Origin of the sequence: Novosphingobium sp. SG919, assembly GCF_012932495.1 — a bacterium.
GTDB classification, from domain to species: Bacteria; Pseudomonadota; Alphaproteobacteria; order Sphingomonadales; family Sphingomonadaceae; genus Novosphingobium; species Novosphingobium rhizosphaerae.
Map to the genome: position 1 here is coordinate 60,939 of NZ_JABCNG010000003.1, position 25,940 is coordinate 86,878.

Here is a 25,940-nt window from a genome sequence, read left to right on the forward strand (position 1 = left end):
TAACGGCGCAATCAGCGCTTGCGGCGCACAGGCGGGCGTGCAACCAACCGTTGCGTGAGCAATGTTGCAGCGGCCGCCCGGGCCGTGTCCGCCACCGCCCAAGCCCCCGCCGCATCGGCGCAGGCTGATGCTGCCCGTGCCGAGCACGCCTGGCAGACAGTGCGCGGCATGGGCGATATCCAGTTCACCCCGGTACCGCCACCCCCGCCGGAAGTGCCCTATGTGCCGCCCCACTGGCTGCAGGTGGCTATCGATGCCTTGGCCAAGGTGCTCCTCTGGATCAACGAGCACGTTTTCATGCCGCTGGGCTTGGGCCTGGCCAAAAGCGGGCAAGTGATCCTGGTGCTGATCCTGATCGTGGGCGCTGTGGCGCTGGCCTGGCTGGCCTGGGGTGTGCTGGCCCCATGGCGGCAGGCACGTGGCAGGCGCGCAGGCACCGTGACACCGGAATGGGCACCCGCGCCGCAGGCCGCGCTCGCCCTGCTCGAAGATGCCGATGCCCTGGCCGCGCAGGGGCGCTTTGCCGAAGCCGTGCACCTGCTCCTGCAGCGCAGCGTGGCCGATATTGCCGCCGCCCGGCCCGATTGGCTGGCGCCATCGAGCACGGCGCGCGAAATCGCGGCGATCGATGCCCTGCCCTCTGCCGCGGCCCACGCCTTTGCCACGATGGCCGACGAAGTGGAGCGCGCGCGCTATGCCCTGCGCATGCCGGGCGAGGGCGAATGGCTGCGTGCGCGCGGCGCCTATGCCGCCTTTGCGCTCCAGCCGCTTGGGGCCGCGGCATGAGCGCCGCCACCTCGCCCTCTTCTCTCGCCAGCGGACAACCCTTTGCACGCGGCGCGGTGCTGGCGCTGCTGGTCGTGGGCGCCGGGCTGTTCATCGGCCTGCTGTGGTTCCTCGGCCATGTCGGCCCGCCGGCGAACAACGGTGGCGGCCATGGCGCCGGACGCGGGCTCAACGGCTATGCCGCGCTGGCGGCCATGGCGGAAGCCGATGGTTTCACCGTGGCGCGTACCCGCACCCAGGCCGCGATCGAGCAGCCTGGCGTGCTGGTGCTCACCCCCCTGCCCGACACCGATGGCAAGACCATCGCCAGCATCGTGGACAAGCGGCGCCACATTGGCCCCACCGTGGTCATCGCACCCAAGTGGCAGGCCGGCCCCTTGGAGAAGAAGTTGGATAAGCCGCGCGGATGGACGCGGCTGACCGGCTTTGCGCTGCCGAATTGGCCCGGTTTCGCCGACGATGTGCGAGTCACGCTCAACCAGGGCAAAGGCTATCGCGCCCATGGCTGGCGCACGGCCGACGGGCGACACGGTCCGCTGCCCGACGATGAAAAGGTGGTTTCGGGCACCGGCCAGGCGCTGGTGCCACTGGTCACCACCGGCGATGGGCAAGTGCTTGCCGCCTATCGTGACGACAACGGCCGTTACCCCGCGCTCGATGCCTTGGCCGACGTGGAAACACCGACCGTCCTGGCTGCGGGCGATGACGACGATAGCGAGGCGCTGGCCGATGGACCGGACATGGAGCGCCAGCCGCTGGTCCTGGTGTTCGAGCCCGACCTGTTCGACAATTACGGCCTCGCCAACCGCCAGACTGCAATGCTTGCGCTCGACGTGCTGCGCGCCGCATCGGCCAATGCAGGCAGCAAGCAGATCACGTTCGACTTGTCGCTTGCCGGGCTGGGCGGCCGGCCCAACCTGCTCACCCTGGCGTTCGAGCCGCCGTTCCTGGCTGCCACGGTGGGCCTGATCCTGGCGCTGCTGGCGGTGGGCTGGCGCGCGTTCTGCCGGTTCGGCCCGCCGCGCGTGGGCCTGGCGGCGATTCCGCCGGGCAAGACCACGCTGGTGGTCAACAGTGCCGGCCTGATTCGCCGCGCCGGGCGGCTGCACCTGGTCAGCGGGCCCTATGCCGATGCCCTGCGCGAGCGGCTGGCGGCGCGGCTGGGCCTGCGGCGCGGCGCCCCGGCCGAGCAGACCGACGCGCTGATCGATGCCCATCTGGCGCGCGTGAACCCCGATTCGATGCCGTTTTCCCATGCCATTGCGCAACTGACCGCCGCACGCCGCCCGCACGATGCAGTGCGTGCGGCTGCTGCCCTGCATGCCCTAGAAAAGGATCTTGCGTGACCGACACCGCCTCCCCATCCGGTGCTCTCAGTCTTGATGAAGTGCGCGCGCTGGCCGATGCGATTCGCGCCCAGGTGGCCAAGGCCGTGGTCGGCCAGGACAGCGTGGTCGATCACCTGCTGGTGGCGCTGCTGGCCGGCGGGCATGTCCTGCTCGAAGGGCCGCCGGGCACGGCCAAGACGCTGGTGGCGCAAAGTTTCGCCACGGCCGTCGGCCTCGATTTCGGGCGCATCCAGTTTACCCCCGATCTGATGCCGGGCGATATCCTGGGCTCGAACTTGTTCAATTTCCAGACCAGCCAGTTCACGCTCACGCGCGGGCCGATCTTTCACGACATCATCCTGGCCGACGAGATCAACCGCACCCCGCCCAAGACGCAGGCCGCCCTGCTCGAAGCGATGCAGGAACGCCGCGTGACGCTCGACGGCGCGGTTCACGCGCTGCCACCCCATTTCATGGTGGTGGCCACGCAGAACCCGATCGAAAGCCAGGGCGTCTATCCCCTGCCCGAGGCGCAACTCGATCGCTTCCTGTTCAAGCTGCTGGTGGACTACCCCTCGCCAGAGGAGGAAGCGCGAATCGTGCGGCGCTATGGCGAAGGCAAGGCCGGGCAACACCCCACGCAGATGGGTGTGGCCGCCGTGGCCGACGCGCGCGAAGTGGCCGCCGCCCAGGCCGGCCTGCGGGCCGTGACGCTGGCAGAGCCGCTGGTGGATTATATCGTCGCGCTGGTGCGCGCCACGCGCGACAACGGCGATCTGATCGCCGGCGCCAGCCCCCGCGCGGCGGTGCTGCTGGCCGGCGCCGCGCGGGCGCAGGCCGCCCTGGCCGGGCGCGACTATGTCATTCCCGACGATATCAAGGGGCTGGCCACGGCGGTGCTGCGCCACCGCATGGTCCTCAGTCCTGCGGCCGAGATCGAGGGCCGCCAGGCCGAAGCCATCGTCGCCGATCTGGTGCAGCGCACCCCCGCGCCGCGCTGATCGGCCGCGACCCCGCCCTGATGCCCCGCCTGCGCGTTCCCTGGCCTGTCTCCTGGCCCACGCTCGCCGTCTATCCAACGGCGCGCGCAGTGCTGCTGTTGGCGCTGACCGCGCCGGCCGGGCTGTTGCTGGCCAGCCTGGCACCGCAAGCCTGGATCGTCGCCCCGGCCGCAGGCGCCGCGCTGCTCGCGCTGGTCCTGCTCGACGCGCTGATAGCCGGCCCCTTGCGCGATCTGCATCTGGCCATGGCCGAAGATGCCGAAGTGGGCCAACCGGTGCGCCTTACGCTCACGGCGGCGCTGTCGGGCGCCCGCGCCACGCCGATGGCGGCGCTGGCCTGCGATCCGCGCCTGGCCGATGGCGGGCGCGCCACGCTCCCGCTGGCGCTTGACGATCAGGGCCGCTGGCACGGCGATAAGGCCTTGCTGCCCACGCGGCGGGGCACGGTGCGGCTCGAAACCCTCTGGCTGCGCTGGACCGGGCCGCTTGGCCTGGGCCATCGCCAGGTGCGCCGCCCGCTTGCCCATACCTTGCGCGTCTGGCCCGATATCACCCCGGTGCGCAGCCCGGCGTTGCAGATCTTCCTGCGCGATGCGGCGTTCGGCCTGGTCGCGCGGCGCATTCGCGGCGAAGGGACCGAGTTCGAGGCGCTGGCCGATTACGAACCGGGCATGGACCGCCGTCGCATCGACTGGAAAAGCTCGGCCCGCCACGGCCGCCTCTATGCTAAGGAATACGAGACCGAGCGCAACAACCAGATCGTCTTCGCGTTCGATTGCGGGCAGGCCATGGCCGAGCCGTTGGCCGGCTTGCCCCGGCTGGACCGCGCGATCACCGCTGCGCTCACCACTGCCTGGGTGGCGCTGAAAGCGCAGGATCGCGTTGCGGTCTACGGCTTTGCCGCAAGGCCCCTGGGCCTTTCGCCCTTCGTGACCGCCCCGCGCGATTTTGCTCGCCTGCAACGCAGCGCCGCCGGGTTCGACTATCATGGCGAGGAACCCAATTTCACGTTCGCCATGGCCACGCTGGCCACGCGGCTGCAGCGTCGCTCGCTGGTGGTGGTCTTTTCCGATTTCACCGATCCCACCAGCGCCGAACTGATGATCGAAAGCCTGGGCCGCCTGATGGAACGGCACCGCGTGCTGTTCGTGGTCATGGCCGATGCGGAATTGACCGCGCTGGCCACGGGAGCCCCGGACGATCTCGATGCCATGGCCCGCGCCGTCACGGCCACGGCCCTGCAACGCCAGCGCATGCTGGTGCTGCAACGCCTGCGCCAGATGGGCGTGCGCGTGGTGGAGGCAGCCTACGACCAGATCGGCACGCGGCTGATCGATGCCTATCTGGGCGTGAAACGCGAAGGGAGCCTGGGATGATCGCGCGCTGGTTTGGCAAGAACGCCAGTCAGGACGCGGCGGTAGAGGCCGCCGCGCTGCGCTCCGACCGGTTTCGCCAGGCGCGCGAGGGCGATTGGCAGCGGCTGGAAACCATCGTGACGCGGATCGAGGGTGGGCGGCTGCGCAAGCTTTCGGATGAAGACTTGCTGGCCTTGCCCGCGCTTTATCGTACGGCCATATCCAGCCTGGCGATCGCGCGCGAAACCTCGCTCGACGCCGCGCTGATCGCCTATCTCGAAGGGCTGGCACGGCGCGCGTGGTTTGCCGTCTATGGCCCGCGCGAAGGCCTGGGTGCCTGGCTGAAACGCTTTTTCCTGGGCGGGTGGAGCGCGGCGGTGCGTGGTCTGGGGGTGGACCTGCTCATCGCGCTGGCCATGATGGTCCTGGGCACAGTGGTCGGCTGGCTGCTGGTTTCAGGCAATCCCGACTGGTATTACAGTCTGATGGGCAGCGACGACGTGCGCGTGCCCGGTGCCAGCCGCGAAGCGCTGCTGCACACCCTGTTCGGCCAGCAAGACCAGACCGGCCTGTCGATGTTTGCCGCGTTCCTGTTCAGCAACAATGCCCAGGTCTCGCTGTTCGCCTTTGCCCTGGGCTTTGCCTTCGGCCTGCCTTCGATCCTGCTGCTGATCCACAATACGGCGGGGCTTGGTGCGCTGCTGTGGCTCTATCACGGCCAGGGGCTGACGCTGGAGCTGGTCGGCTGGCTGTCGATCCACGGCACGACCGAACTGTTCGCGATCCTGCTGGCGGGCGGGGCCGGCATCCACATCGGCCGCGCCATGGCCTTTCCCGGCGATGCCCCGGTGCTGGTTGCCGCGGCCGCTGCCGGCCGGCGCGCGGCGCAAGTGATGGTGGGCGTTGTGCTGATGCTGATCTGCGCCGCCGTGCTCGAAGGGTTTGGCCGGCAGCTGGTGGATTCCACCACCGTGCGCCTGGCCATCGGCGGCACCATGCTGGCGCTGTGGCTGGCCTATTTCTTTGCCTGGCGCCCGGCGCGCGGGCAGGCGGCGGCCTGATGGCGCTGCTTCGCCGCCGCCGCGTGCGGCTCCGCCCCGGGCCAGACCGGCGCCAGCGCCAGGTGATCACGCCCGAAGGCGTGCCGTTGCCTTTCACCATCGGTGCGCGCGGTGCCCGTGCCGCGGCGCTGATTATCGATTACGTGCTGATCGTGGCGGCGATGGCGGGGCTGACCTATCTGGTCGCGTCCCTGGCCAATGCCGTCCATATCAAGGCCGATGAAAGAAACCCGGTTGGCCAGGCGCTGGTGGTCATCTGGATCGTCATCATGTTCCTGTTCCGCCACATCTGGTTCCTCTATTTCGAGCTGGGCCCACGCGGCGCCACGCCAGGCAAGCGCATCGTGGGCTTGCGCGTGGCCGCGCGCGATGGTGGCCGGTTGACGACCGAAGCGGTGGTGGCGCGCAATTTCCTGCGCGACATCGAATTGACCCTGCCGATGATCTTCATCAGCACGACTCTGGCCATGGGCGAAGACGCCAGCTTTGCCGGCTGGGCGGGAACGGCCTGGTTCCTGATTTTCGTGCTGTTCCCGTTCTGCAACCGCGACGCCTTGCGCGCGGGCGATGTGGTGGCCGGCACCTGGGTGGTGGAAGCCGGGCGTGACCGGCTCAAGGCCGCGCTCTCCACCGGCGCGGGCGCGCAAGGGCACAGCACCCTGACGCAGACCCGCTATGAATTCGGCGAGGCGGAACTGTCGGTCTACGGCGAATACGAGTTGCAAGTGCTCGAACGCGTGCTGCGCGACGACAATGCCGAGGCCATGGCCGATGTGGCCCAGGCGATCTGCACCAAGATCGGCTGGACCAACGGCCGGGGCGACGAGCGCGCGTTCCTGGAAGCCTATTACACCCAGCTGCGTGCCCGGCTGGAACGCGGCATGCGCTTTGGCCGGCGCAAGGCCGACAAGCATTCTTAAAAGATGGCATTCGCGAGGGGGCTGCACAGCGCCCCTCTCCATGGCCACGTCACCCCGGACTTGATCCGGGGTCCTGCTTGTTCTGGACGTCACGCGCTACTTTCAAAAGAACAGCGGGACCCCGGGTCAAGCCCGGGGTGACGCCATTCTCTAGCATTGTGTGATTCACGCCGCCGAAGCGTTGACACCCATGCTGGTAAGGTAGCGCTTGATGTTGCGCGCGGCCTGGCGCAGGCGCTGCTCGTTTTCGACCATGGCGATACGGACAAAGCCTTCGCCGTCCTCGCCATAGCCCACGCCCGGCGCCACGGCGACTTCGGCCTGGGTCAGCAATTGCTTGGAAAATTCCAGGCTGCCCATGTGCTTGAGCGCGGGCGGCAGCGGCGCCCAGGCAAACATCGAGGCCTTGGGGCTGGGAATGTCCCACCCGGCGCGGCCAAAGGCTTCGACCATCACGTCGCGGCGCTTCTGGTAGAGCTTGCGGTTCTGTTCGACGATGTCCTGCGGGCCGTTGAGCGCAGCGCAGGCCGCCGCCTGGATCGGCGTGAACGCGCCATAATCCAGGTAGGATTTCACGCGGGTGAGCGCGGCGATCAGGCGCTTGTTGCCCACGGCAAAGCCCACGCGCCAGCCGGCCATGGAAAAGGTCTTGGACATCGAGGTGAATTCCACCGCCACGTCCTTGGCACCGGGCACTTCCAGGATGGAGCGGGTGGGCTGGCCGTCGAAGTACAGCTCGGAATAGGCGAGGTCCGACAGGATCCAGACCTTGTTTTCCTTGGCCCAGGCCACCAGCCGCTCGTAGAACGCCAGGTCGACGGTTTCGGCCGTGGGGTTCGACGGATAGTTGACGATCAGGATCGACGGGCGCGGCACGGTAAAGGCCATCGCGCGGTCGAGCGATTCCCAATAGCGTTCGTCGGGCGTGGTCGGCACCGAGCGGATCGTGGCCCCGGCGATGATGAAGCCGAAGGTGTGGATCGGATATGACGGATTGGGCGCCAGCACCACGTCACCGGGCGCGGTGATCGCGGTGGCCAGGCTCGCCAGGCCTTCCTTCGAACCCATGGTCATGACCACTTCGGTTTCCGGGTCCAGCTCCACGTTGAAGCGGGTTGCATAGTAATTGGCCTGGGCCTTGCGGATGCCGGGGATGCCCTTCGACGCGGAATAGCCATGGGCCGACGGCTTCTGCGCCACTTCGCACAGCTTTTCGATCACGTGGGCGGGCGGGGGCAGATCGGGATTGCCCATGCCCAGGTCGATGATGTCCCGGCCGCTGGCGCGGGCTGCGGCCCGCATCGCATTCACTTCGGCGATGACGTAGGGCGGCAGGCGCTTGATGCGGTAGAACTCTTCTTCCACGGTCGTGACTCGAATGCTTGCCGGCTGGATTGCCGGGATCGCCCCCTTACGCCAATCGATCCGCTTCGCCAATCGTGGGCTGCATCTGGCCCGCACCCGGCGTGCATCACGCGCATTCGGACGCGAAGCGGCTTGCCCCTGGCACGGCCGCGCGCGATAGACGATGTGGGTTGGCTCGGGCGTGCCGGGCATTGTGGGGATTATGTCGTCGATGCGCGAACCGGATAATGCCAAGACGCCTGCTGCCACCGACAGCGCGGTGTTCGAAGACCTTTTCCGCCTGCAAACCGAAGCGATGCAGGCCATGGCCGCACCGTTCCTGCCCACCGCCCATGCCAAGGCCCCCGATCCCGGCGATCTTCAGCACTGGGCCATGTCGGGCGCCAAGCTGCAGAAGATGTGGCTGGATTTCATGGCCGAACAGACTGCCGTGGCCGAGCCGGCATGGACGCGAATCTATGATGGCGGCCGCTGGCAACAGCTGTTCGACGATTGGTGCGCGGCCATGCCGATCGCCCAGGCCGAAACCCAGGCGCGGCTGTGGGACGAAAGCCTGCAGCTGTGGAACCGGGTGATCGAGCTTTACGCCCCCGCCAGCCCCCCGACGCCGGGCAAGCTCCCGGCCGATGTGGCGCCCGAGGCGCTGCCGCGCCGCGACCGCCGCTTTGCCGATCCGCGCTGGCGCGAGCAGCCCTGGTTTGCCCTGCTGCACCAGACCTATCTCTTGCTGGCCGAGCGACTGGAAGACATGGCGCAGGAGATTTCCGGGCTGGAGCCAGAGCGCCACGGGCAGTTGCGCTTCATGACGCGCCTGATCACCGAAGCGCTCTCGCCCGCCAATTTCCCGATGACCAACCCGCTGGTGATCGAACGCACGCTCGCCACGCGCGGCGAGAACCTGGTCAAGGGCGTGGAGCACTTGCTGGCCGATCTCAAGCGCGGGCAGTTGAGCCACACCGATGGCGAAGCGTTCGAAGTGGGCCGCAACATCGCCACCACGCCGGGCAAGGTGGTGCACGAAACCCCACTGTTCCAGCTGATCCACTATGCCCCGACCACGGATGAGGTGGCGGCGGCGCCCCTGGTGATCTTCCCGCCGTGGATCAACCGCTTCTACATCCTTGATCTCAACCCGAAGAAAAGCTTCGTGCGCTGGGCGGTGGACCAGGGATTGAGCGTCTTCATGGTCTCGTGGAAATCCGCCGATGCCAGCCTGGCCGACGTGACCATGGACGATTACGTGCGCGCCCAGATCGAGGCGATCGACGTGGTACGCAAGCGCCTCTCGGTGCCTGCGGTCCACACCATCGGCTATTGCGTGGCCGGCACCACGCTGGCCGCCACGCTCGCCGTGCTGGCCAGGCGCGGCGAAGCGGACAAGGTGGCTTCGGCCACGTTCTTCACAGCCCAGGTCGATTTCAGCGAGGCGGGCGAATTGTGCCACTTCGTGGACGATGCCCAGCTTCGCTGGCTCGAAAGCCTCGAAACCGAGGGCTATCTCGACGGGCGCTATCTGGCTGCCACGTTCAACCTTTTGCGCGGCCCGGACCTGATCTGGAACTACGTGATCAACAACTACCTCTTGGGCGAGGAATATCCGGCCTTCGACCTGCTCTATTGGAACGGCGACACGACCAACCTGCCCGCGCGCTGGCATCGTGCCTATCTCAGCGATCTCTATCGCGACAACCAGCTGGTCGTGCCCGACGCGCTCAGCGCCGACGGCACCCCGATCGACCTGCACCGTATCACCACGCCCTGCTATATCCAGGCCGGATGCGAGGATCACATTGCGCCGGCCGGCAGCGTATGGAAGCTCACGCGGCACCTGGCCGGCCCGTGGAAGTTCGTGCTGGCCGGATCGGGTCACGTCTCAGGCGTGGTCAATCCGCCCGATGCGGGCAAGTACCAGTACTGGACCAACCCCAGCGACGTTGCCAGCCTCGAAGCCTTCTTTGCCGGCGCGCAGGAAACCAAGGGCAGCTGGTGGCCCGATTGGCGGGCCTGGCTGGCCGATGTGGATGCCAAGACGGTCCCGGCCAAAGGTGCCCGCGTGCCCGGCCGCAATGCCATAGAAGACGCCCCTGGCCGTTATGTGCGCATGCGATGACGGCACGGCCGCGATCTGCGGTTACGACCCAGCAACTTAGTGCAATTAGCGCCAAGATGGATATTGTGCACTGCACAAAATCCTTGACTTTGGCCCGCGCATTCCTATTTTTTGCATTGCAGCACGGGCCAGGTCCGGCCGTGACTGAGTCGCCGCCATTGCGCGGCACTTGGTTTTCCGGATCCTTGCCTGGCCGCAATGCAGGAGCCGTATTGCCATGGCCGAAGATACCACGGACGAAGGGACGCTTTCCAGCACGCCATCCAGCCCCGCCCCCCAGGCGGAAGGCCCGGTGCCCGCTGTTGCCGCTGACCTCACCCCGGCGGTAGAGCCGGTCGGAAGCGCGGCACAGGCGACGGAGCAGGCGCAAGCCAAGAAGGCCGCCCGTCGTTCACGCAAGCTCGTGACCCCTGCAGAGGCCGAAGCGACGCCGTCTGTCGCCCCGGAACCCGCCCCTCTGGCCGAGCCCGTCGTGGCCGCGCCCGTGGTGGAGGAGCCCGTGGCCGCAGCACCGGTGGTACCGCCCGTAGCCAAGCCTGCCCCCGCCAAGGCGAGCAAGCCGCTCGCCCGCAACGTGGGCAAGCCCGGCACCGCGCGGCCCGCCGTGGCCAAGCCTCTGCCGGCCGGGAAGGCCCCCGCCAAGGCGGTTCCGGCCAAGCCCCCGGTTGCCAAACCTCTGGTCACGACAAGACCCGGAACCGGTATCCCCCACGCGAAGGTGCCGGCCCCGCTCACGACCCGCGTGACTCACGCCGCCGCCGCGGCTTCCAGGAAGGAACACTCCATCATGACCACCGCCACCGATTTTTCCGAAAAGTTCCAGTCCGCTTTCAAGGACGCCTCTGAAAAGGCCAAGGCCGCTTTCGAAAAGAGCCAGGCCGCGTTCGGCGATGCCGGCGAATTCGCCAAGGGCAACGTCGAAGCCGTCGTGGAATCGAGCAAGATCCTCGCTTCGGGCCTGCAGGAACTGACCAAGGACTATGCCGCCGAAGGCAAGTCGGCGATCGAAACCCTGACCGCCGAAATCAAGGAACTGGCCAGCGCCAAGTCGCCCACCGAGTTCTTCGAAAAGCACACCGCCCTCGTGCGCAAGCAGTTCGATGCGGCCGTCGCTGCCAGCAGCAAGCACAGCGAAGCCGTGCTGAAGCTGGCCAACGAAGCGTTCCAGCCGATTTCCAACCGCGTCAGCCTCGCGGTTGAAAAGATCAAGGTCGCCGCCTGATCGGCACCTGATTCGCGCTTCCTCTGCCCGCTCGCCATAGCGCGCGGGCCGGGGCAAGCGGCGATCCTGGACACGCAACCCGTGGCAAGAGGCAGCCAGCGCCCCCAAGGCGCGGCTGCCTTTTTGCCGTTTCCGGCTTTCGCGGCCGATGCAATGCCTGATCAAACACATGATATTCGGGCGGTGATCGCCCGCTGCGTATCGCAAACGGGGCGCAATTTGCCGTTTCGGTAACGATTTTCGGGCAGGGCTGCCCCAACGCCCCCTTGTCGTGGGGCGGCTGCGATGCGATATTCAGGCCTCCGATGCACAGACCAGCACTTCTTTCGGCGCCAGACGCCCCCCTGCCGCGCGCAATCCACGTGGCCGATCCCGCTTGCGTCGTTGCGTCGGGTGTAACCATGGCGGGCGACAACCGCGATGCCGACGACGGCGACATGATCGGCCTGGCCACGCGCACCCGCGCCCGGCCCAAGAAGCCCAGCATGTTCAAGGTGCTGATGCTCAACGACGATTACACTCCGATGGAATTCGTGGTGATGGTGCTCAAGCGCTTTTTCCACATGGACCTGGAGCAGGCCACGCGCGTCATGCTCCACGTCCACCAGCGCGGCGTGGGCGTCTGCGGCATTTTCCCCTACGAGATCGCCGAAACCAAAGTGAACCAGGTGATGGACTTTGCCCGGCAGAACCAGCACCCGCTGCAATGCACGCTGGAAAAGGCCTGATCCGGCATTGATCCGCTGACCGGCTTGCCATCGCGTTCGGGCTGAGCCTGTCGAAGCCCCAGCCGTTTACCGCCCTTCAATGCAGCGGGCGTTCCTCGATCATTTCCCGTGCCAGGGCCCGCAGCAGGGCGGCGAGCCATGCCATGGCCAGCGACTTGGCCTCGCGCGAGTGGGCGCCAGCGCCGCTCGGCAGCACGACCTGCGCCACGAACCGGCCATCGACCAGGCGCCCGCCGCTATAGACCGCCGTCGGGGGGATCAGCGCCAGGGCGGCGCTTTCATAGGCGCCCGAATCGGCCAGTAGGCTCACCCACAGGCTGTCGCCATCGGCGGGCATGCCCTCGGGCGCGAGGGTCACTTCGCCCAGGGTGCGCAGGATGCGCTCGAAGCCCAGGCGTTGTTCGTCGGCAGACAATGTTTCGCAGCGATCGGCCAGCGCGGTCAATTCCTCGGGACGCGCACTGCACCGCGCCAGCCGGCCTTGCCACCAACTCGATCCAGACGTCACGAAATTCACTGCCTGTTCCCTTGTCCGTGGCGCCAGCCCGGCAGGCAGCAAGCAGCATGATGGTGCTGCTCATCACGCCTTCCTGTTCGCCCGGTCCAGCGCGGAAGCGTTCATTCCAAGTCATTCATGCGTACCCGGCCACGCGCCCCATGCCGCGCACCGATGTCTTGCGCGGAACCCATGGTCGCCACGAACGTTCCCGTTGGCCAGCGGCCAGTCCTGCCTTCGGGATGCACGTGCTTTGGCCAGGATCCTATTTTGCCAGCACTATTACCAAACAAGGGGACAGGCAATAACTTTAGTTATTAACTCTATCCTCGCAAAACGGCAGGTCTGCGTGCGCGGCCCTGCGGCATTTTCACCTTTCGCATCGCCGCGAAGCGGGCTAACCGACACGGACGCTTGCACGGCGCCGACGGGCGACGTGGCGTGCCCCCTGCCACCAACACGGTGATCGTCCGAACGTGAGATCCTTGAGCGCCATCGACAGGTACATCGCCCGCCTGGTGATCGTGCCCATGCTGGCCGTGTTCGTCCTGGCCGCGTCCCTGTTGGTGCTGGACAAGATGCTCCGGCTGTTCGACTTCGTCGCCACCGAGGGCGGACCGGTGACGGTCGTCTTCAAGATGCTGCTCAACCTGTTCCCGGAATATGCAAGCCTTGCCATTCCGCTGGGGCTGATGCTGGGCATCCTCTTTGCCTTCCGCAAGCTGGCGACCAGTTCCGAACTCGACGTGATGCGGGCAGTGGGCCTGTCCTACACCCGCCTCCTGCGCGTGCCTTATCTGTTCACCCTGGCGCTCGCCGCGCTCAACCTGCTGATCGTGGGCTATATCCAGCCGCTGAGCCGCTATTACTACGAAGAGCTGCAGTACGAGCTCGGCTCTGGCGCGCTGGGTGCGTCGATCAAGGTGGGCGAGTTCAACGCGCTGCAGGACCGCACCGCCCTGCGCGTGGATTCCAGCCGTGACGAAGGTCGCGACCTGCAAGGCATCTTTGCCCGCCTGGTAACGCCCAAGGGCGAAACCATGACGATCTCCGCGCGCGAGGGGCAGTTCTTTGCCAACCGCGAAAACCGCGACACGGTGATCCTGCGGCTGACCGATGGACAGATCGTGCAGGATGGGCCGAGCCTGGCCTCCCCCCGCGTGCTGACGTTTGCCACGCACGACCTGCCCATCGACTTGCCCAAGATCGCCCAGTTCCGCCAGCGTGGGGACAAGGACCGGGAATACATCCTGCCCGAACTGCTCAAGATCGGCTGGAACAAGGCCTATTCCCAGGACATGCGCAACAAGAGCAAGGCCAGCCTCAACTACCGCCTGGTGGAAGTGGTCATGATGTTCCTGCTGCCACTCCTGGCGGTGGCGCTGGCCGTTCCGCCCAAGCGATCGACCTCGGCGCTCGGCGTGTTCCTGTCGATCGTGATGGTCGTCGCCTATCACAAGGTCAATGAATACGGCCAGGACGTGGCCAGCCTGGGCCGGCTCGACCCTGCGATCGCGCTGTGGGGACCGTTCGCATTGTTCTCCGCGTTGATCATCTGGATGTACTGGCGCCTGGCCTACGTGCCCGGCGGGCAGCCGATCGGCGCCTTGGAAACCGTGTTCGCCAAGATCGCGTCGCGCGTGCGCAAGCTGTTCGCGCGGCGCGGCCGTGCCAACCCAGCCGAACCGGCAGCACAGGACAATACCCTTGCAGCTTGAATTCTTCCCATCGCGCACGATGACGCTGTACATCGCCAAGATGTTTGCCGTGCGCGTGGTGGCCGTGCTGCTGATGCTGGTCATGGTGCTGCAGATGCTCGACCTGCTGGGCGAAAGCGGCGAGATTCTTGCCCACGCCGGCAATGGCCAGGCGCAGTTGCTCACGTACGTGGGCCTGCGCGCGCCGCAACTGGTGGCGCGGTTCCTGCCTTATTCGGTGCTGCTGGCCACGATCATCACGCTGATCACGCTCAACCAGAACAGCGAAGTGGTCGCGATGAAGGCCGCCGGCCTTTCCGCACACCAAATCCTGGCCCCGCTGTTCCTGGTGGCCGGGGTGATCGCGGTGGCCAACTTCGGCTTCAACGAACGCATCGTCACCCGTTCCACCGCCACGCTCAAGGCCTGGCAGGCCGCGCATTACGGCCCTCTGCCCACCGACACGCAGGTGCGCAGCAACGTCTGGCTGCAGGATGGGCCCAATATCCTCTATGCCCGCACGGTGACCGGCGAAGGCAATGCCATGCGCATGACCGACGTGACGTGGCACCGCCGCGATCCCACCGGCATGGTCACCGAGATCGTGCGTGCGCCCAACGCCAGCTTCGCCAATCCCGGCTGGCGCTTCGACCAGCCGACCGCGTTCGACGTGCAAAGCGCGCGCCGCACCGCGGCCACGGGCAGCGCGGTGTTTGCCACCGGCGTCACCCCCACGCAGATCCTGATTCGCAAGGCCGACGCCGACGCTGAATCGTTGCCGCACCTTTCGGGCTCGATCGATGCCATCCGCGCCGCAGGGCACAGCACCAGCGAGCTGGAAAGCCGGTGGTGGCACAAGATTTCCGGCCCGCTTTCGGCCATGCTGATGCCGCTGCTGGGCGCAGTGGCGGCGTTCGGCCTGGCGCGTTCGGGCCAGTTGTTCATGCGCGCGGTGATCGGCATGGCGCTGGGCTTTGCCTATTTCGTGGTGGACAATGCCGCGCTCGCCATGGGCAGCTTTGGCGGATACCCGCCGCTGATTGCCGCCTGGGCCCCCTTCGTGCTGTTCCTGCTGATCGGCGAGGCCGTGCTGATCCGCACCGAGGAATGAAAAAAGCCCCGCGCCGGATCACCGGGCGGGGCTTTTTCATGAATGCGAAGAATTCAGGCTTTGGGCCGCGCGCCCATCGTCGAGCGCACCAGCCGCGCCAGCAGCGGGAACAGGCCGGGATAGTTGGCCCGTTCATAGGTCGATTGCAGGCCCAGATGCGCGCGCAGGCGGCGGTGGCATTCGCCCAAGGAATGATAGGGCATCGAGGGCAGAAGGTGGTGCAGCGCGTGATAGCGCAGGCCCACCGGGGCCCACAGCGCGCCCCACACGCCCGGCGGCGGCACGTTGACCGAATCGAGATACTGCCCGGTCACGCTCATCTGCTCGCCTTCGTTCTCCCACAAGTGGGCCACCAGCGTGCGCACCTGGTTGAGCAGCGCGGCCAGCGAAATCACGCACAGCGCGATTGCCAGGGGCAGCCAGCCATGCGTGGCCGACCAGGCCAGCACCGTCCAGGCCCAGACACTGGCGCCCAGCTCCTGCCAGAACACCATGCGCGCAAAGGCGCTCTCGGGCTTGCGCCGCACGAAGGCCGGGTTGATCGACAGCGACGAGGCGCGTTCCCACACCAGCTTGCGCAAGGGCGGCACGATCACGCCCAGCGGCACCAGCACCGCCGACCGCACCAGCAGGCCGATCGGCAGCAGCAGCGCCGTGAGCGTGAAGACCGGCAGCGACCACGGCTTCATCAGCGCCAGCGGCAGGTATTCCGGGTCTTCGGCCGTGCCATAGCGGATGCGCGAGTGGTGCAGCGCATGCACGCCTTCGTACATGAACGATGGCATCAGCACGGGAATGCCCACCACCAGGTTCCACACGAAGCGGAAGCCGGGCAGCGCATCGCGGTGCATATGGGTCAATTCGTGGATGAACAGCAGCGCGCGATAGAGCGCGAGCGCCGAGAACACGCCCAGGGCAACGACCACGCCCCAGTTGCCGCCGCGCAGGGCAGTGGCAATCGCCAGGCCCAGCGCGGCATAGCCGAGACCGGCCGACACGAGCATGTCGGGCCAGTAGATTTCCGGCCGGGCGCGCGCGATGTCGCGGGTAAGATCGGCGGCGGCGCGCAGCATGGCCTTGTCTTCGGGCGTACCGGCTAGCCCAGCGGCGCGCGGCGCCAAAGTGGCGCCGGCGGGCGCGGGGGCATCGCTCTGTTCGAAATAGTCGGTGGCAAGCATGGCAAAAACGGTTCCCAAGAGACCCTTGTAGGATCAGGCATGAATGGTGCCTGACGGGGCGATCGCCGGTGCGCCTGGGTTCGTCCGGCTTGACAAGTCACCGGATAGAGCCGCAGGCATCCGGGACAGCGCGCGTGTTAACTCAAAACAAAGGCGATATCGTGGCAGGCGAAGTAGTCATCACCCCCGTTGCAAACAAGGCCGAACGTGCTGCCTTTGTGGACCTGGCCTATCGCATCAACGCAGCCGATCCCAACTGGGTGCCGCCGCTGCGCATGGAAGCGATGGAACTGGTCACGCCCGGCAAGAACCCGTTCTTCGAACATGCCGACGTGCAGCTGTTCCTGGCGCGCCGCGACGGGCGTGTTGTGGGGCGCATTTCCGCCCATATCGATCATCTTGCCGTGGCGATGGACCCGATCCAGGGCATGGGGCCGGGCACGGGCAACTGGGGCCTGCTCGAAGCCGAAGATGAAACGATCGCCCACGCCCTGATCGCGCGGGCCGAGGAATGGCTGCGCGCCAAGGGCATGACCCGCGTGCTCGCGCCGCTGTCGATGTCGATCTGGGAAGAACCGGGCCAGCTGACTCTGGGCTTTGACCATCCGCCCACGGTGATGATGGGCCACCAGAGCGAGCGCTATCAGCACTATATCGAAGCGCTGCCCTATCAGCCTGCCAAGCAGCTGCTGACTTATGAGCTGGACATCACCAGGGAATTCCCGCCACTGATCCAGCGCATCGTGCAATCGGGCGAGAAGAACGCCAAGATCCGCATCCGCAACGTGGACAAGAGCAAGTTCGACAGCGAAGCGGCGATCATCCTCGACATCCTCAACGACGCCTGGTCCGACAACTGGGGCTTCGTGCCCTTTACCCAGACCGAAATCGCCTACGCCGGCAAGAAGTTCAAGCCGATCGTGCGCGAAGACCTGATCATGGTGGCCGAGTACGAGGGCGAGCCGGTGGCGTTCATGATGACGTTGCCCGACCTCAACGAAGTGATGAAACCGATGGGCGGCAAGCTGTTCCCGTTCAACTGGATCAAGTTGCTGCGCTGGCTGGGCAAGCCGCGCTGCCGCACCATGCGCGTGCCGCTGATGGGCGTGCGCAAGAAGCTGCAATCCTCGCGCATGGCCAGCCAGCTGGCTTTCATGATGATCGAATACATCCGCCGCAATTCGGTGGAGCGCTATGGTGCCTCGCGCGGTGAGATCGGTTGGATCCTTGACGACAACCAGGGCATGATCGCGATTGCCGACGCCATCGATAGCCACGTCAACAAGCGCTATACCATCTACGAACGCGCGCTGTGATCGCCCGGGGGCTTGCCCCCGGCCGGCACAAGGCGCGTGTCGCAGGAACGTGGCGTCCGATGGGGCGTTATGCCGATCGGGGCACCCTTGTTCGCAAGGCCCTGCCCCACGCTGGCGCTGGCCGGCAAGCCCGGCAGACATGGCCGGGTGAACGGGCCGGCGGGAAGGGAATGCAGGCCATGAAACACGTCGCGCCGCCCAGCGCCCCGTCTGTGCCAACAGGCGGGCTGGGCAATGCCCTGGTGGTGGAAGACGAGGCCATCGTGGCCATGGCGATGGCCGATACCCTGGCGCAGGCCGGCGCCGATGAAGTGGCGATCTGCCACACCACCGCCCATGCCCTGATCGAAATGCAACGCCTGCGGCCGGCCATCCTGGTGCTGGACGTGCACCTGGCCGATCGCGACGATGGCTGGGCGCTGGCCGAACTCGCCGTGGCGATCAGCCCGGCGCGGCCGCTGATCGTGTTTTCCACCGGCACGCCCGAAAGCATCCCGCCGCACATTGCCGAAATGGGCCATGTGCTGGCCAAGCCGTTTCCGTGGGAAGCCCTGGCCAACCTGGTGCAGCGCCATGCGCGGCACCCCGGCCTGCTCGGCCGCCTGCGCAACGCCCTCTCGCTGTAGAACGCGCGCCGTTTCCTCGGCCACGAGGGCAACGCATCGCCCTTTCCCGCCACAACGAAAAAGGCCTCCGCCGGGGATTGGCGGAGGCCTTCGGGATCGTATCACCAGCCGCTTGGACGGGAGGGGGGGTCTCGGCGGTGACATGCCTTTAACGGGCCACCCAGAAATCAGTTCCCAACCGCTCCGAAAAATTTTGCATCTTTTTACAGTTCGGCCGGAACCCGCTGTGCCCCTGTACCCAAGCAATTTAGATGTAAGGTCTTTTCGGCAAACCGTGAGGATCGAAACCAACCAGCGCGCGCACGCTGGCAAGATCGGGCACGCGAATACCCGCACCACTCCAATCGACCTGGCCCGCCTTGCGCAGGGCCTGCATCGTGCGGTTGGTGTGCACCAGTGACAGGCCGAGCATGTCGGCCACCTGGCCTTGGGTGATCGTCACGGGCAACATCGCGGCCCCATCCACTTCGGGCACCAAGCCGGTTTGCAGGCCGCGTTCCACCAGCCACAGCGCCAGGTAGGCCACCCGCTCGCGCGCAGGGCGTTGGCCCAGCGCCACCAGATGCTGCTCCAGCGCATCTTCCTCGCGCGCGCACAGCCAGATCACGTCATAGGCAAAACGCGGATGCGCCGTGACCAGGTCCATGAACCGATCCCGCGGAAACACGCATAGCCGCACGTCGGTCAAGGCCGTGACGCCGTGGCTGATCTCGCCATCGAATGCGGCCTGCAGCCCGACCAGATCACCGGGAAACATTACGTTGACGACCTGGCGGCGGCCATCTTCGAGCAGACGATACCGCATCAGCACGCCATCGAGCACAGTGAACATGCGATCGCCCGGCGCGCCCTGGCGCAACACCTCTTCGCCGCGCGCAATCGCGCGCTCGCCGGCGCGCTGCCGCTCGATCCATTCGCGCTGCGTGGCATCGGGCGCAACCAGGCCCGGTCGATCGCGCAGCGGGCAAGTGCGGCAAGGTTGGTTGGATGGACGCTGATCGGCCCCGCTCTGGCCCCCGCTGCCGGCGCTGCTGCCACTTCTGAACACGCTGTCTTGCTCCTGCGCTGGCCACGATCCCCCGGCCGCTGCGCCTGATCATCGGGCAGTGGCGGAGGTTCGGCTATGTCAAATGACACAAACGGGTTCCCGGTTCCCGGCTAGGCGGCGCGGCTGCTTGGCCGATCGTGCCAAGGTGCGATGGAGCACGATCCCGATGACTGCCGATTATGTGCTGGTACTCGAAGACAACGTATTGGTCGCCATGGAAATAGAAGACGAGTTGGCCGCCCGGGGCCATAGCGTGGCAAGCGCGGTGGATCTGGCCGAAGCCGAAGCATTGGTTGCGCAAGGGCTACCACGGATCGCGCTGCTTGACCTGCGCCTGCCCGATGGCGATTCCACCACGCTCGCTTTGCGCCTGGCCGAGCAGGGCTGCGCCGTCGCGCTCATCTCGGGCGCGGATTCGGGGATCATCCCGGCCAGCCTGGCCAAGATGCCGCGTTTCCCCAAACCGACCGGCGTGTGGCAGTTGGCCGACTGGGCCGACGGCATCGCCGCGGGATGAGGCAGGCCACGAAAAAGCCGCGACTGGCCCGGGAACCGAAACTGCGCTAGGGCATTTAGGGGTGCATCGCGTATCCAGGAAGGGGTTTAAATGTCGCTGGGCGCCAAAGTAGCTACCAATCTTCCCTATCTGCGCCGCTATGCCCGGGCACTGACCGGCAGCCAGCAGACCGGCGACGCTTTTGTGCGGGCCACGCTGGAAGCGGCCCTTGCCGACGCCGGCCTGCGCAACGCCATCGGCGAAGGCCGCGTGGCGCTCTATCGTGCATTCAACAAGGTCTGGTCGAGCGCTTTCGTCGACACTGTCGATCATTCGGGCAGTGGCGGGCTGGGCCTTCACGAAACCGCCGCGCAAGAGCGGCTGGCGCATATCACGCCGGCCAATCGCCAGGCGCTGCTGCTGATCACGCTGGAAGATTTCTCCGTGCCCGAAGTGGCCGAGATTCTCGACCGCACCCCGTCCGACGTGGAAGCGCTGGTCCAGGAAGCGATCGAGGAAATCGACCGCGAATCGGCCACCAGCGTGCTCATCATCGAAGACGAGCCGCTGATCTCGATGCAGTTGGAAGATCTCGTCCGCTCGCTTGGCCACGACGTGTGCGGCATGGCCGCCACCCGCACCCAGGCGCGCGAGATCGCCACGCGCGAAACGCCGGGCCTGGTGCTGGCCGATATCCAGCTCGCCGATGGCTCCTCCGGCCTTGATGCGGTGGATGACATTCTCAAGCTGGTCGATGTGCCGGTGATCTTCATCACCGCCTATCCCGAGCGCCTGCTGACGGGCGACCGGCCCGAGCCGACCTATCTCATCACCAAGCCGTTTCAGGAAGCGACCGTGCGTGCCGCGATCAGCCAGGCGCTGTTCTTCGGATCGAGCCGCCCGCTGGCCTGAAGCCAACCAACCATTCCCTCGTGAAAGGCCGGGCCCCGCTGGGTCCGGCCTTTTTCGTTGCCTGGCGTTCTCGCTGGATCGCACCGGCGTAACGCGGCGCGGTTGGCAGCCCGTCAGCCCTGCCGCCCTTCGCGGATGGCAAAAGAACCACGCTGGCGCACCGGGATGACCAGGGTGCAGCGCACGCCATCGGCTTCAAAGCGCAAGTCCACCGGGTTGCGCAGTTCATGGGCCACGATCTTCTCGATCAGGTCGGTGCCGAAGCCGCGCTTGCGCGGCGTCTTCGGCTCGATCGGCGGCCCGCCATGCTCGGCCCAGAAGATGCGCGCGGTGCTTTCGCTGGCCAGTTCCCAGCGCACGTCCACGCGCCCGCCAGCCACGCTGAGCGCGCCATACTTGGCAGCGTTGGTGGCCAGTTCGTGCACGGCAAGGCCCAGTGAAAGCGCGTCGTTGGGCGCGAGCTGCACATCGGGCCCGGCAATATCGACATGGCGATCGGCCCCTTGCGCATAAGGGGCCAGTTCGGTGCGGATCACCAGGTCGACCGGCGTGGCGCCCCAGTCCGACTGGGTCAGCAGGTCGTGCGTGGCCGACAGCGCGCGGATGCGGCCTTCCAGGCTTTCCACGAAACTGTCGAGATCGCGGGCGCGGCGGCGGGTCAGCGCGATGATCGACAGCACATTGGCCAGCGTGTTCTTGACCCGGTGGTTAAGCTCGCGCGTCAAGGAATCGCGGATCGAGGATTGCTGTTCGAACCAGGCGAGCGACAGGCGATCCTCTGCCACCTGCTGGCTGACCAGCCGCGCCAGGACCAACAGCAACGTGGCCACGAGCAGGCCGAACAGCAAGGTCATCACCGACAGCATGCTGAGCATCATCGCCGGGGGCGCTTCCACCACCAACAGCCAGCGCCGCCCGGCAACATCCACCCAGCGCCGCACCATGCGGCCGGAATGAATCTCGGGCTGCTGCTCGGCCAGGAGCCGCGCCGGATTCTCCGCGCCATCGTAAAGACGCACGCCCAGCGGGGCGTCGGGATCGGCCGGCATCGAGGCATGCAGGAAATCGCTGGCCGCAAACGGCGTGAACACGAACCCGCGCAAGGTGCGGCTGCCATCGTCGCGGCTGGCGCCGAACACCGGCATGTACATGACGAACCCGGCCGGGCCGCCGGCGTGGCCAGCCAGCACCAATTGCAGCTTGCCCGAAACGATCGGCCGCTCCACCAGTTCGGCGCGATCCATCGCTGCACGGCGCACCGGGTCGCTGGCCATGTCGAACCCGATCGAATGGCGGTTGCGCGGTGTTTCGGGGACCAGGTACATCACCGGCACGGCATAGCCGCGCGCGGCATATCCGGCCGGCTGCACCACGAAGGGCAAGGCCTTTTCGCCCGTACCGTCGCGATGGGTGCTGCCATCGCGCATCACCCGCTCAACCATCGGCACATCCTCGCGCGCCACCCGCATGCCCCAGCCGATGCCGTTGACGCCGCTATCCGCGCCTTCCATCTGCAGCCGCCCGACGAACGAGCGGAACAACGATGCATCCACCGAGCGGCGCGTGGTAAACAGCGCGGCGGCCGAGCGAAGATAAGCAGCATTGCCGTTGGCGCGTCGCTCCAGGCCGGAGGACACTTCCTGGGCGATCTTGTCGAGCTGGGCGATCTCGCGCTGGCGGTCGGCGCGTTCGATGGCGAACACGCTCAACACGGTGACAGCCATCGTCAAGGTGAAGATGCCCACGGGCAAAGCCCGCGGGAACCGCTCATACCATCTTGGCGCCAGGTTCTTTTGGGAGAACAGTTTCTCCACGTGCGCTTGCGATCCCTTTATCTTGCCATTCCAACGCAACCCGGCCCTACCGATGCCGCGCGATCATGCCTGATGCAACGCACGGCGCAAGCACCTGTGCCCGCGTCGCCGGGGCATTCCGTCGCTTTGCGCACGGTTTGTATCCCATCATCACGCCGCCACGGCATTGGCGGCCAGGCGATGTGGCCAAATGAGACACGGGAACGGCGATTTCGCGGGAACCGATTGTGCACGGTTTCGTTCCACTTGCGCAATTACCCAAGACACCGGGCACCTGTGATTCTGGCGGCCCCATGGTGTATGCATAGCTGTGCCACCGGCAATGGTGTCAGTGGTTCAATTCTTGCGACGACCCATGGGGGGAGGCGAAGCCGAAAGCGAATGTCGAAAGATAAACCTATGAAAACCCTGGGGACCCGGCGGCGCAACAGCGCGCGGGCCAAATCGCCCGAATGGGCCGACGGTTTGCGCCGCCTCTACGATTCCGTCGTGGAGGAACCTTTGCCCGACAGCTTCGCGCAGTTGCTCGACAAGCTGGACGGCGACGCAAATGGCTGAGGCCCCGCGCCCCCCGGCAGATTCCAAGGGCGATACCGCTGCCGCCACCCCAAACACCGCCGCGCACAACGCCGTGGCCTTCAAGCGCGAACTGACCGGGGTGATCCCGCATCTGCGCGCGTTTGCCCGCGGCCTTTGCGGCCGCCCCGATCTGGCCGACGATCTCGTGCAGGAAACCCTGCTCAAGGCATGGGCCGCGCAGGAACGGTTCGAGCCGGGCACTTCGATGCGCGCCTGGACGTTCGTCATTCTGCGCAACGCCTATCTGACTGACATGCGCCGCAACCGGTTTCGCGCGGAATACGATGAAACCGTGGCGGAACGCGTGCTGGTTGCGCCGGCCGGCCAGGAAAGCCCGCTGCACTTGTCCGACATGCACCGCGCCCTGCTCACCCTTCCGCCAGAGCGGCGCGAAGCGCTGTTGCTGGTCGGGGCGGGCGGCTTTTCCTACGAGGAAGCGGCCCAGATCTGCCAATGCGCCGTGGGCACGATCAAAAGCCGCGTCGGCCGCGCCCGCGCCGCACTCGCCCAGATGATCGACACGGGGCAACTGCCGCGCCGCAGCACGGATGACGCGGTCGCGCATGATGCGATCATGCACGAGCTGGATACGACCGTGCAATCGGGCGGGTAAGCCCCGCCTTGGCCCGCTGACCCTGTCGCCTGGATCGCGCCCGTGCACGGGTGCACCAGTCGTGCCGCAAAGCGTGCCCGCACGGCCGCCTGCCCCTTGATTGCGCCAGGGGGCAAGCCCAAGACCGGACCAGGCGAATCACCGCCATCCCCCAGGCCGTGCCCGTGTCGCGAAACGATTCCGAACTGACCTCTCCCCCGCGAACCGATGCCGAACGCATCGAAACGCAGGAGGCTGCCTCTGGCGTGCAAACGCAGCAGGCGCGCCTGCAATCGGCCATCCTGCTGCTCTTGGGCCTGGGCCTGTTCTTTGCCCTGCCGTTCGTGCTGTCGATCGGATCGGTGGTGTTCCTGCCGCCGGTCACGGCGGTGGTGCTCACCATCGTGCTGGCGCCGGCGGCAGACCGGCTGGTGCGGCTTGGCCTGCCCAACATGCTCGCCTCGTTCCTCGCGCTGATCCTGCTCATTGCGGTGGTGGTGGCGGCGCTCTCGCTCATCCTGCAGCCGGCCTATGACATGGTGGACCAGGTGCCGGCGATGGCGCGCCGGGTCAGCCTGCGCTTTGCCGAATTGCGCAGCAACCTGGCGTGGCTCAACGATATCAACCGCCAGATCGGCCGCCTGACCGGCAACGCCACCACGCGCGAAGTGGTGGTGGCTTCGCCTTCGGTGATCGAGCAGGTAGCGTTCGCCACGCCCAGCGTGCTGATCGAGGTGCTGCTGACCTTCCTGCTGACGTTCTTCATGATCGAATCGCGCATCCGCACCAAGCGGCGCCTGCTGTTCGACCGCCACAGCTTTGGCGCGTCGGTGCGGATCGCCCGGGTGATCCGCGCGGTGCAGGATCGCGTCGCTTCGTACATTCTCACCGTTGCCCAGATCAACCTGGGCGTGGGCGCGATCGTGGCCGGTGGCGCCTGGGCCTTTGGCTTTGCCGCCCCGATCATGTGGGGTGGCCTCGCCTTCGTGCTCAATTTCCTGCCTTATGTCGGGCCGCTGGCGATGACCGCGCTGCTGGTCCTGGTGGGCGTGGGCACGGCCAGCACGGTGGCCCTTGGGCTCCTGCCGGCGCTGGCTTTCCTCGGCCTCCATGCGGTTGAGGCCAATTTCGTGACGCCTTCGATCCTGGGTGCGCGGCTTACGCTCAACCCCGTGTCGATCCTGGTGTCGATCAGCTATTTCTCGTGGATCTGGGGGGCCCTCGGCGCACTGCTTTCAGTGCCGATCCTGCTGACGCTCACGGCCCTGGTCGATCACCTGGGTCGGCCCAACCTGGTCGGCTTCCTGTTTGGCGAGCCGCTGTTCCAGCCTGGGCTGATCGCGCAGGACGAATTGCACGATCCCGAGGAACCCGGCCTGTTGCCCGATGAAGACGGCATGCCGGCCCGTCCGCGCACCGCGCACGCGGTGTGACACAAAAAAGGGCAGGCCCTGTGGGCCTGCCCTTTTTTGTTAGGCTGCGCTCGCGCGCGGCGATCAGGCCGGGTAGGCCCAGACCGTGCCACGGCCGAGGTTTTCGGCAGCAAAGCCCCAGTTGAGGTGCTTTTCAATCACGCCCTTGAGATAGTCGGGACGCAGGTTCTTGTAATCGACGTAGTAGGCGTGTTCCCACAGGTCGATCACCAGCAGCGGATTGCCCGACAGGTCGGAATACGTTGCCGCGTCGTGGGTCTGTTCCACCGCCAGCTTGCCGTCCTTGGCCACCAGCCACACCCAGCCCGAGGCAAAGTGCGCGGCGCCTTGCGCAGCCAGTTCGGCCTTGAGCGCGTCGAGCGAGCCGAACGAGGCTTCGATCGCGGCGGCCAGGTCACCGGTCGGTTCGCTGGTTTCGGGCGTCAGGCTGTGCCAGTAGAAGCCGTGGTTCCAGGTCTGGGCCGAGTTGTTGAACAGGCCCTTGTCGCCCTTGGCTTGCGCCGCGGCAACGATGTCTTCCAGGCTCTTGTCGGCCAGGTCGGTGCCGTCGATCGCGGCATTGGTCTTGTCGACATAGGCCTTGTGGTGCTTGCCGTGGTGCGTCTGCAGGGTCACCGCCGAGATCGTGGGATCCAGCGCGCTGTCAGCATAGGGCAGCGGAAGAAGGGAAATCGCCATGGTCGCTCCGTTTCGTCAGGGAATTGGGCAATGCCAAACCAACGCCTCAGGTCGGCATCGGTTGCCATCGCGGCCTATGGCATTTGAC

24 protein-coding genes are annotated in these 25,940 nt (G+C 66.5%); 18 read left to right on the top strand and 6 right to left on the bottom strand.

The window, feature by feature from the left end:
- Positions 1 to 54: 54 nt before the first annotated feature.
- Genes FHT19_RS13280 through FHT19_RS13305 form a run of 6 tightly spaced genes read left to right on the top strand, consistent with a single transcriptional unit; the run spans position 55 to position 6,451 of the window.
- Positions 55 to 786: a hypothetical protein gene (locus tag FHT19_RS13280; protein ID WP_248290458.1), complete on the top strand. Its 732-nt coding sequence runs from the start codon at positions 55 to 57 to the stop codon at positions 784 to 786.
- On the top strand, positions 783 to 2,132 hold the full coding sequence (locus FHT19_RS13285; protein WP_169475551.1) for a DUF4350 domain-containing protein: 1,350 nt from the start codon (positions 783 to 785) through the stop codon (positions 2,130 to 2,132). The genes FHT19_RS13280 and FHT19_RS13285 overlap by 4 nt, the downstream gene beginning before the upstream one ends.
- Positions 2,129 to 3,115, top strand: coding sequence for a MoxR family ATPase (locus tag FHT19_RS13290; protein ID WP_168555959.1), 987 nt, complete (start codon positions 2,129 to 2,131; stop codon positions 3,113 to 3,115). The genes FHT19_RS13285 and FHT19_RS13290 overlap by 4 nt, the downstream gene beginning before the upstream one ends.
- 20 nt (positions 3,116 to 3,135) lie before the next feature.
- Positions 3,136 to 4,491 carry a DUF58 domain-containing protein gene (locus FHT19_RS13295; protein WP_169475552.1) on the top strand — a complete coding sequence of 452 codons (1,356 nt, stop codon included), beginning with the start codon at positions 3,136 to 3,138 and terminating at the stop codon, positions 4,489 to 4,491.
- Positions 4,488 to 5,531, top strand: a complete 1,044-nt coding sequence (locus FHT19_RS13300; RefSeq protein WP_168555958.1) for a stage II sporulation protein M — start codon at positions 4,488 to 4,490, stop codon at positions 5,529 to 5,531. Before FHT19_RS13295 ends, FHT19_RS13300 begins: the two co-directional genes overlap by 4 nt.
- Entirely contained in the window at positions 5,531 to 6,451 is a 921-nt protein-coding gene (locus FHT19_RS13305) for an RDD family protein (RefSeq protein WP_169475553.1), read from the top strand. Before FHT19_RS13300 ends, FHT19_RS13305 begins: the two co-directional genes overlap by 1 nt.
- Before the next feature lie 165 nt (positions 6,452 to 6,616).
- Here FHT19_RS13305 and FHT19_RS13310 read toward each other — a convergent pair whose 3' ends face one another.
- The gene (locus FHT19_RS13310; protein WP_168556112.1) at positions 6,617 to 7,816 is read right to left on the bottom strand and encodes an LL-diaminopimelate aminotransferase; all 1,200 of its coding nucleotides are present in this window, start codon (positions 7,814 to 7,816) and stop codon (positions 6,617 to 6,619) included.
- 211 nt (positions 7,817 to 8,027) lie between these two features.
- Here FHT19_RS13310 and phaC point away from each other — a divergent pair, with 211 nt between their 5' ends.
- The 3 genes from phaC to clpS all read left to right on the top strand — a co-directional run bounded on the left by phaC (position 8,028) and on the right by clpS (position 11,876).
- Positions 8,028 to 9,926, top strand: coding sequence for a class I poly(R)-hydroxyalkanoic acid synthase (phaC, locus tag FHT19_RS13315; protein ID WP_248290459.1), 1,899 nt, complete (start codon positions 8,028 to 8,030; stop codon positions 9,924 to 9,926).
- Positions 9,927 to 10,143: 217 nt separating this feature from the next.
- Positions 10,144 to 11,148, top strand: coding sequence for a phasin family protein (gene phaP, locus FHT19_RS13320; RefSeq protein WP_169475555.1), 1,005 nt, complete (start codon positions 10,144 to 10,146; stop codon positions 11,146 to 11,148).
- Positions 11,149 to 11,549: 401 nt separating this feature from the next.
- Positions 11,550 to 11,876, top strand: a complete 327-nt coding sequence (gene clpS / locus FHT19_RS13325) for an ATP-dependent Clp protease adapter ClpS (RefSeq protein ID WP_168555954.1) — start codon at positions 11,550 to 11,552, stop codon at positions 11,874 to 11,876.
- Between the two features lie 76 nt (positions 11,877 to 11,952).
- Here the strand turns inward: clpS and FHT19_RS13330 are convergent, their stop codons facing one another.
- Positions 11,953 to 12,393, bottom strand: a complete 441-nt coding sequence (locus tag FHT19_RS13330) for a hypothetical protein (protein WP_168555953.1) — start codon at positions 12,391 to 12,393, stop codon at positions 11,953 to 11,955.
- Between the two features lie 455 nt (positions 12,394 to 12,848).
- Between FHT19_RS13330 and lptF the strand changes: the two genes are divergently transcribed.
- Together lptF and lptG are read left to right on the top strand one after the other, a co-directional pair.
- Complete coding sequence (gene lptF / locus FHT19_RS13335; RefSeq protein WP_169475556.1) at positions 12,849 to 14,090, top strand: LPS export ABC transporter permease LptF; 1,242 nt, start codon at positions 12,849 to 12,851, stop codon at positions 14,088 to 14,090.
- Positions 14,080 to 15,180, top strand: coding sequence for an LPS export ABC transporter permease LptG (gene lptG / locus FHT19_RS13340; RefSeq protein WP_168555951.1), 1,101 nt, complete (start codon positions 14,080 to 14,082; stop codon positions 15,178 to 15,180). The genes lptF and lptG overlap by 11 nt, the downstream gene beginning before the upstream one ends.
- A 53-nt stretch (positions 15,181 to 15,233) precedes the next feature.
- Here the strand turns inward: lptG and FHT19_RS13345 are convergent, their stop codons facing one another.
- Positions 15,234 to 16,358, bottom strand: a complete 1,125-nt coding sequence (locus FHT19_RS13345; protein WP_169475557.1) for a fatty acid desaturase — start codon at positions 16,356 to 16,358, stop codon at positions 15,234 to 15,236.
- Positions 16,359 to 16,516: 158 nt separating this feature from the next.
- On the opposite strand from FHT19_RS13345, the gene FHT19_RS13350 reads away from it, so the two are divergent.
- Both FHT19_RS13350 and FHT19_RS13355 read left to right on the top strand, forming a co-directional pair.
- A complete protein-coding gene (locus FHT19_RS13350; protein WP_168556111.1) occupies positions 16,517 to 17,674 on the top strand; it encodes a GNAT family N-acetyltransferase in 1,158 nt (385 codons plus the stop codon).
- A gap of 179 nt (positions 17,675 to 17,853) precedes the next feature.
- Entirely contained in the window at positions 17,854 to 18,300 is a 447-nt protein-coding gene (locus tag FHT19_RS13355) for a response regulator (RefSeq protein WP_168555949.1), read from the top strand.
- 247 nt (positions 18,301 to 18,547) lie between these two features.
- Here FHT19_RS13355 and FHT19_RS13360 read toward each other — a convergent pair whose 3' ends face one another.
- Positions 18,548 to 19,348: a Crp/Fnr family transcriptional regulator gene (locus FHT19_RS13360; RefSeq protein WP_168555948.1), complete on the bottom strand. Its 801-nt coding sequence runs from the start codon at positions 19,346 to 19,348 to the stop codon at positions 18,548 to 18,550.
- 166 nt (positions 19,349 to 19,514) lie between these two features.
- Here FHT19_RS13360 and FHT19_RS13365 point away from each other — a divergent pair, with 166 nt between their 5' ends.
- Both FHT19_RS13365 and FHT19_RS13370 read left to right on the top strand, forming a co-directional pair.
- Positions 19,515 to 19,865, top strand: coding sequence for a response regulator (locus FHT19_RS13365; protein WP_169475558.1), 351 nt, complete (start codon positions 19,515 to 19,517; stop codon positions 19,863 to 19,865).
- A 90-nt stretch (positions 19,866 to 19,955) separates the two neighbouring features.
- Positions 19,956 to 20,756, top strand: a complete 801-nt coding sequence (locus FHT19_RS13370; protein ID WP_169475559.1) for a response regulator — start codon at positions 19,956 to 19,958, stop codon at positions 20,754 to 20,756.
- Positions 20,757 to 20,869: 113 nt separating this feature from the next.
- Here FHT19_RS13370 and FHT19_RS13375 read toward each other — a convergent pair whose 3' ends face one another.
- The gene (locus FHT19_RS13375) at positions 20,870 to 22,480 is read right to left on the bottom strand and encodes a CHASE domain-containing protein (RefSeq protein WP_169475560.1); all 1,611 of its coding nucleotides are present in this window, start codon (positions 22,478 to 22,480) and stop codon (positions 20,870 to 20,872) included.
- A 489-nt stretch (positions 22,481 to 22,969) separates the two neighbouring features.
- Between FHT19_RS13375 and FHT19_RS13380 the strand changes: the two genes are divergently transcribed.
- The 3 genes from FHT19_RS13380 (at position 22,970) to FHT19_RS13390 (ending at position 25,174) form a co-directional block, all read left to right on the top strand.
- Positions 22,970 to 23,128, top strand: a complete 159-nt coding sequence (locus FHT19_RS13380) for a NepR family anti-sigma factor (protein WP_246866074.1) — start codon at positions 22,970 to 22,972, stop codon at positions 23,126 to 23,128.
- Complete coding sequence (locus FHT19_RS13385; RefSeq protein ID WP_246866073.1) at positions 23,121 to 23,762, top strand: sigma-70 family RNA polymerase sigma factor; 642 nt, start codon at positions 23,121 to 23,123, stop codon at positions 23,760 to 23,762. Before FHT19_RS13380 ends, FHT19_RS13385 begins: the two co-directional genes overlap by 8 nt.
- A gap of 164 nt (positions 23,763 to 23,926) precedes the next feature.
- Entirely contained in the window at positions 23,927 to 25,174 is a 1,248-nt protein-coding gene (locus tag FHT19_RS13390) for an AI-2E family transporter (protein WP_348981796.1), read from the top strand.
- Positions 25,175 to 25,237: 63 nt separating this feature from the next.
- Here the strand turns inward: FHT19_RS13390 and FHT19_RS13395 are convergent, their stop codons facing one another.
- On the bottom strand, positions 25,238 to 25,852 hold the full coding sequence (locus tag FHT19_RS13395; protein WP_168555944.1) for a superoxide dismutase: 615 nt from the start codon (positions 25,850 to 25,852) through the stop codon (positions 25,238 to 25,240).
- Between the last annotated feature and the right edge of the window lie 88 nt (positions 25,853 to 25,940).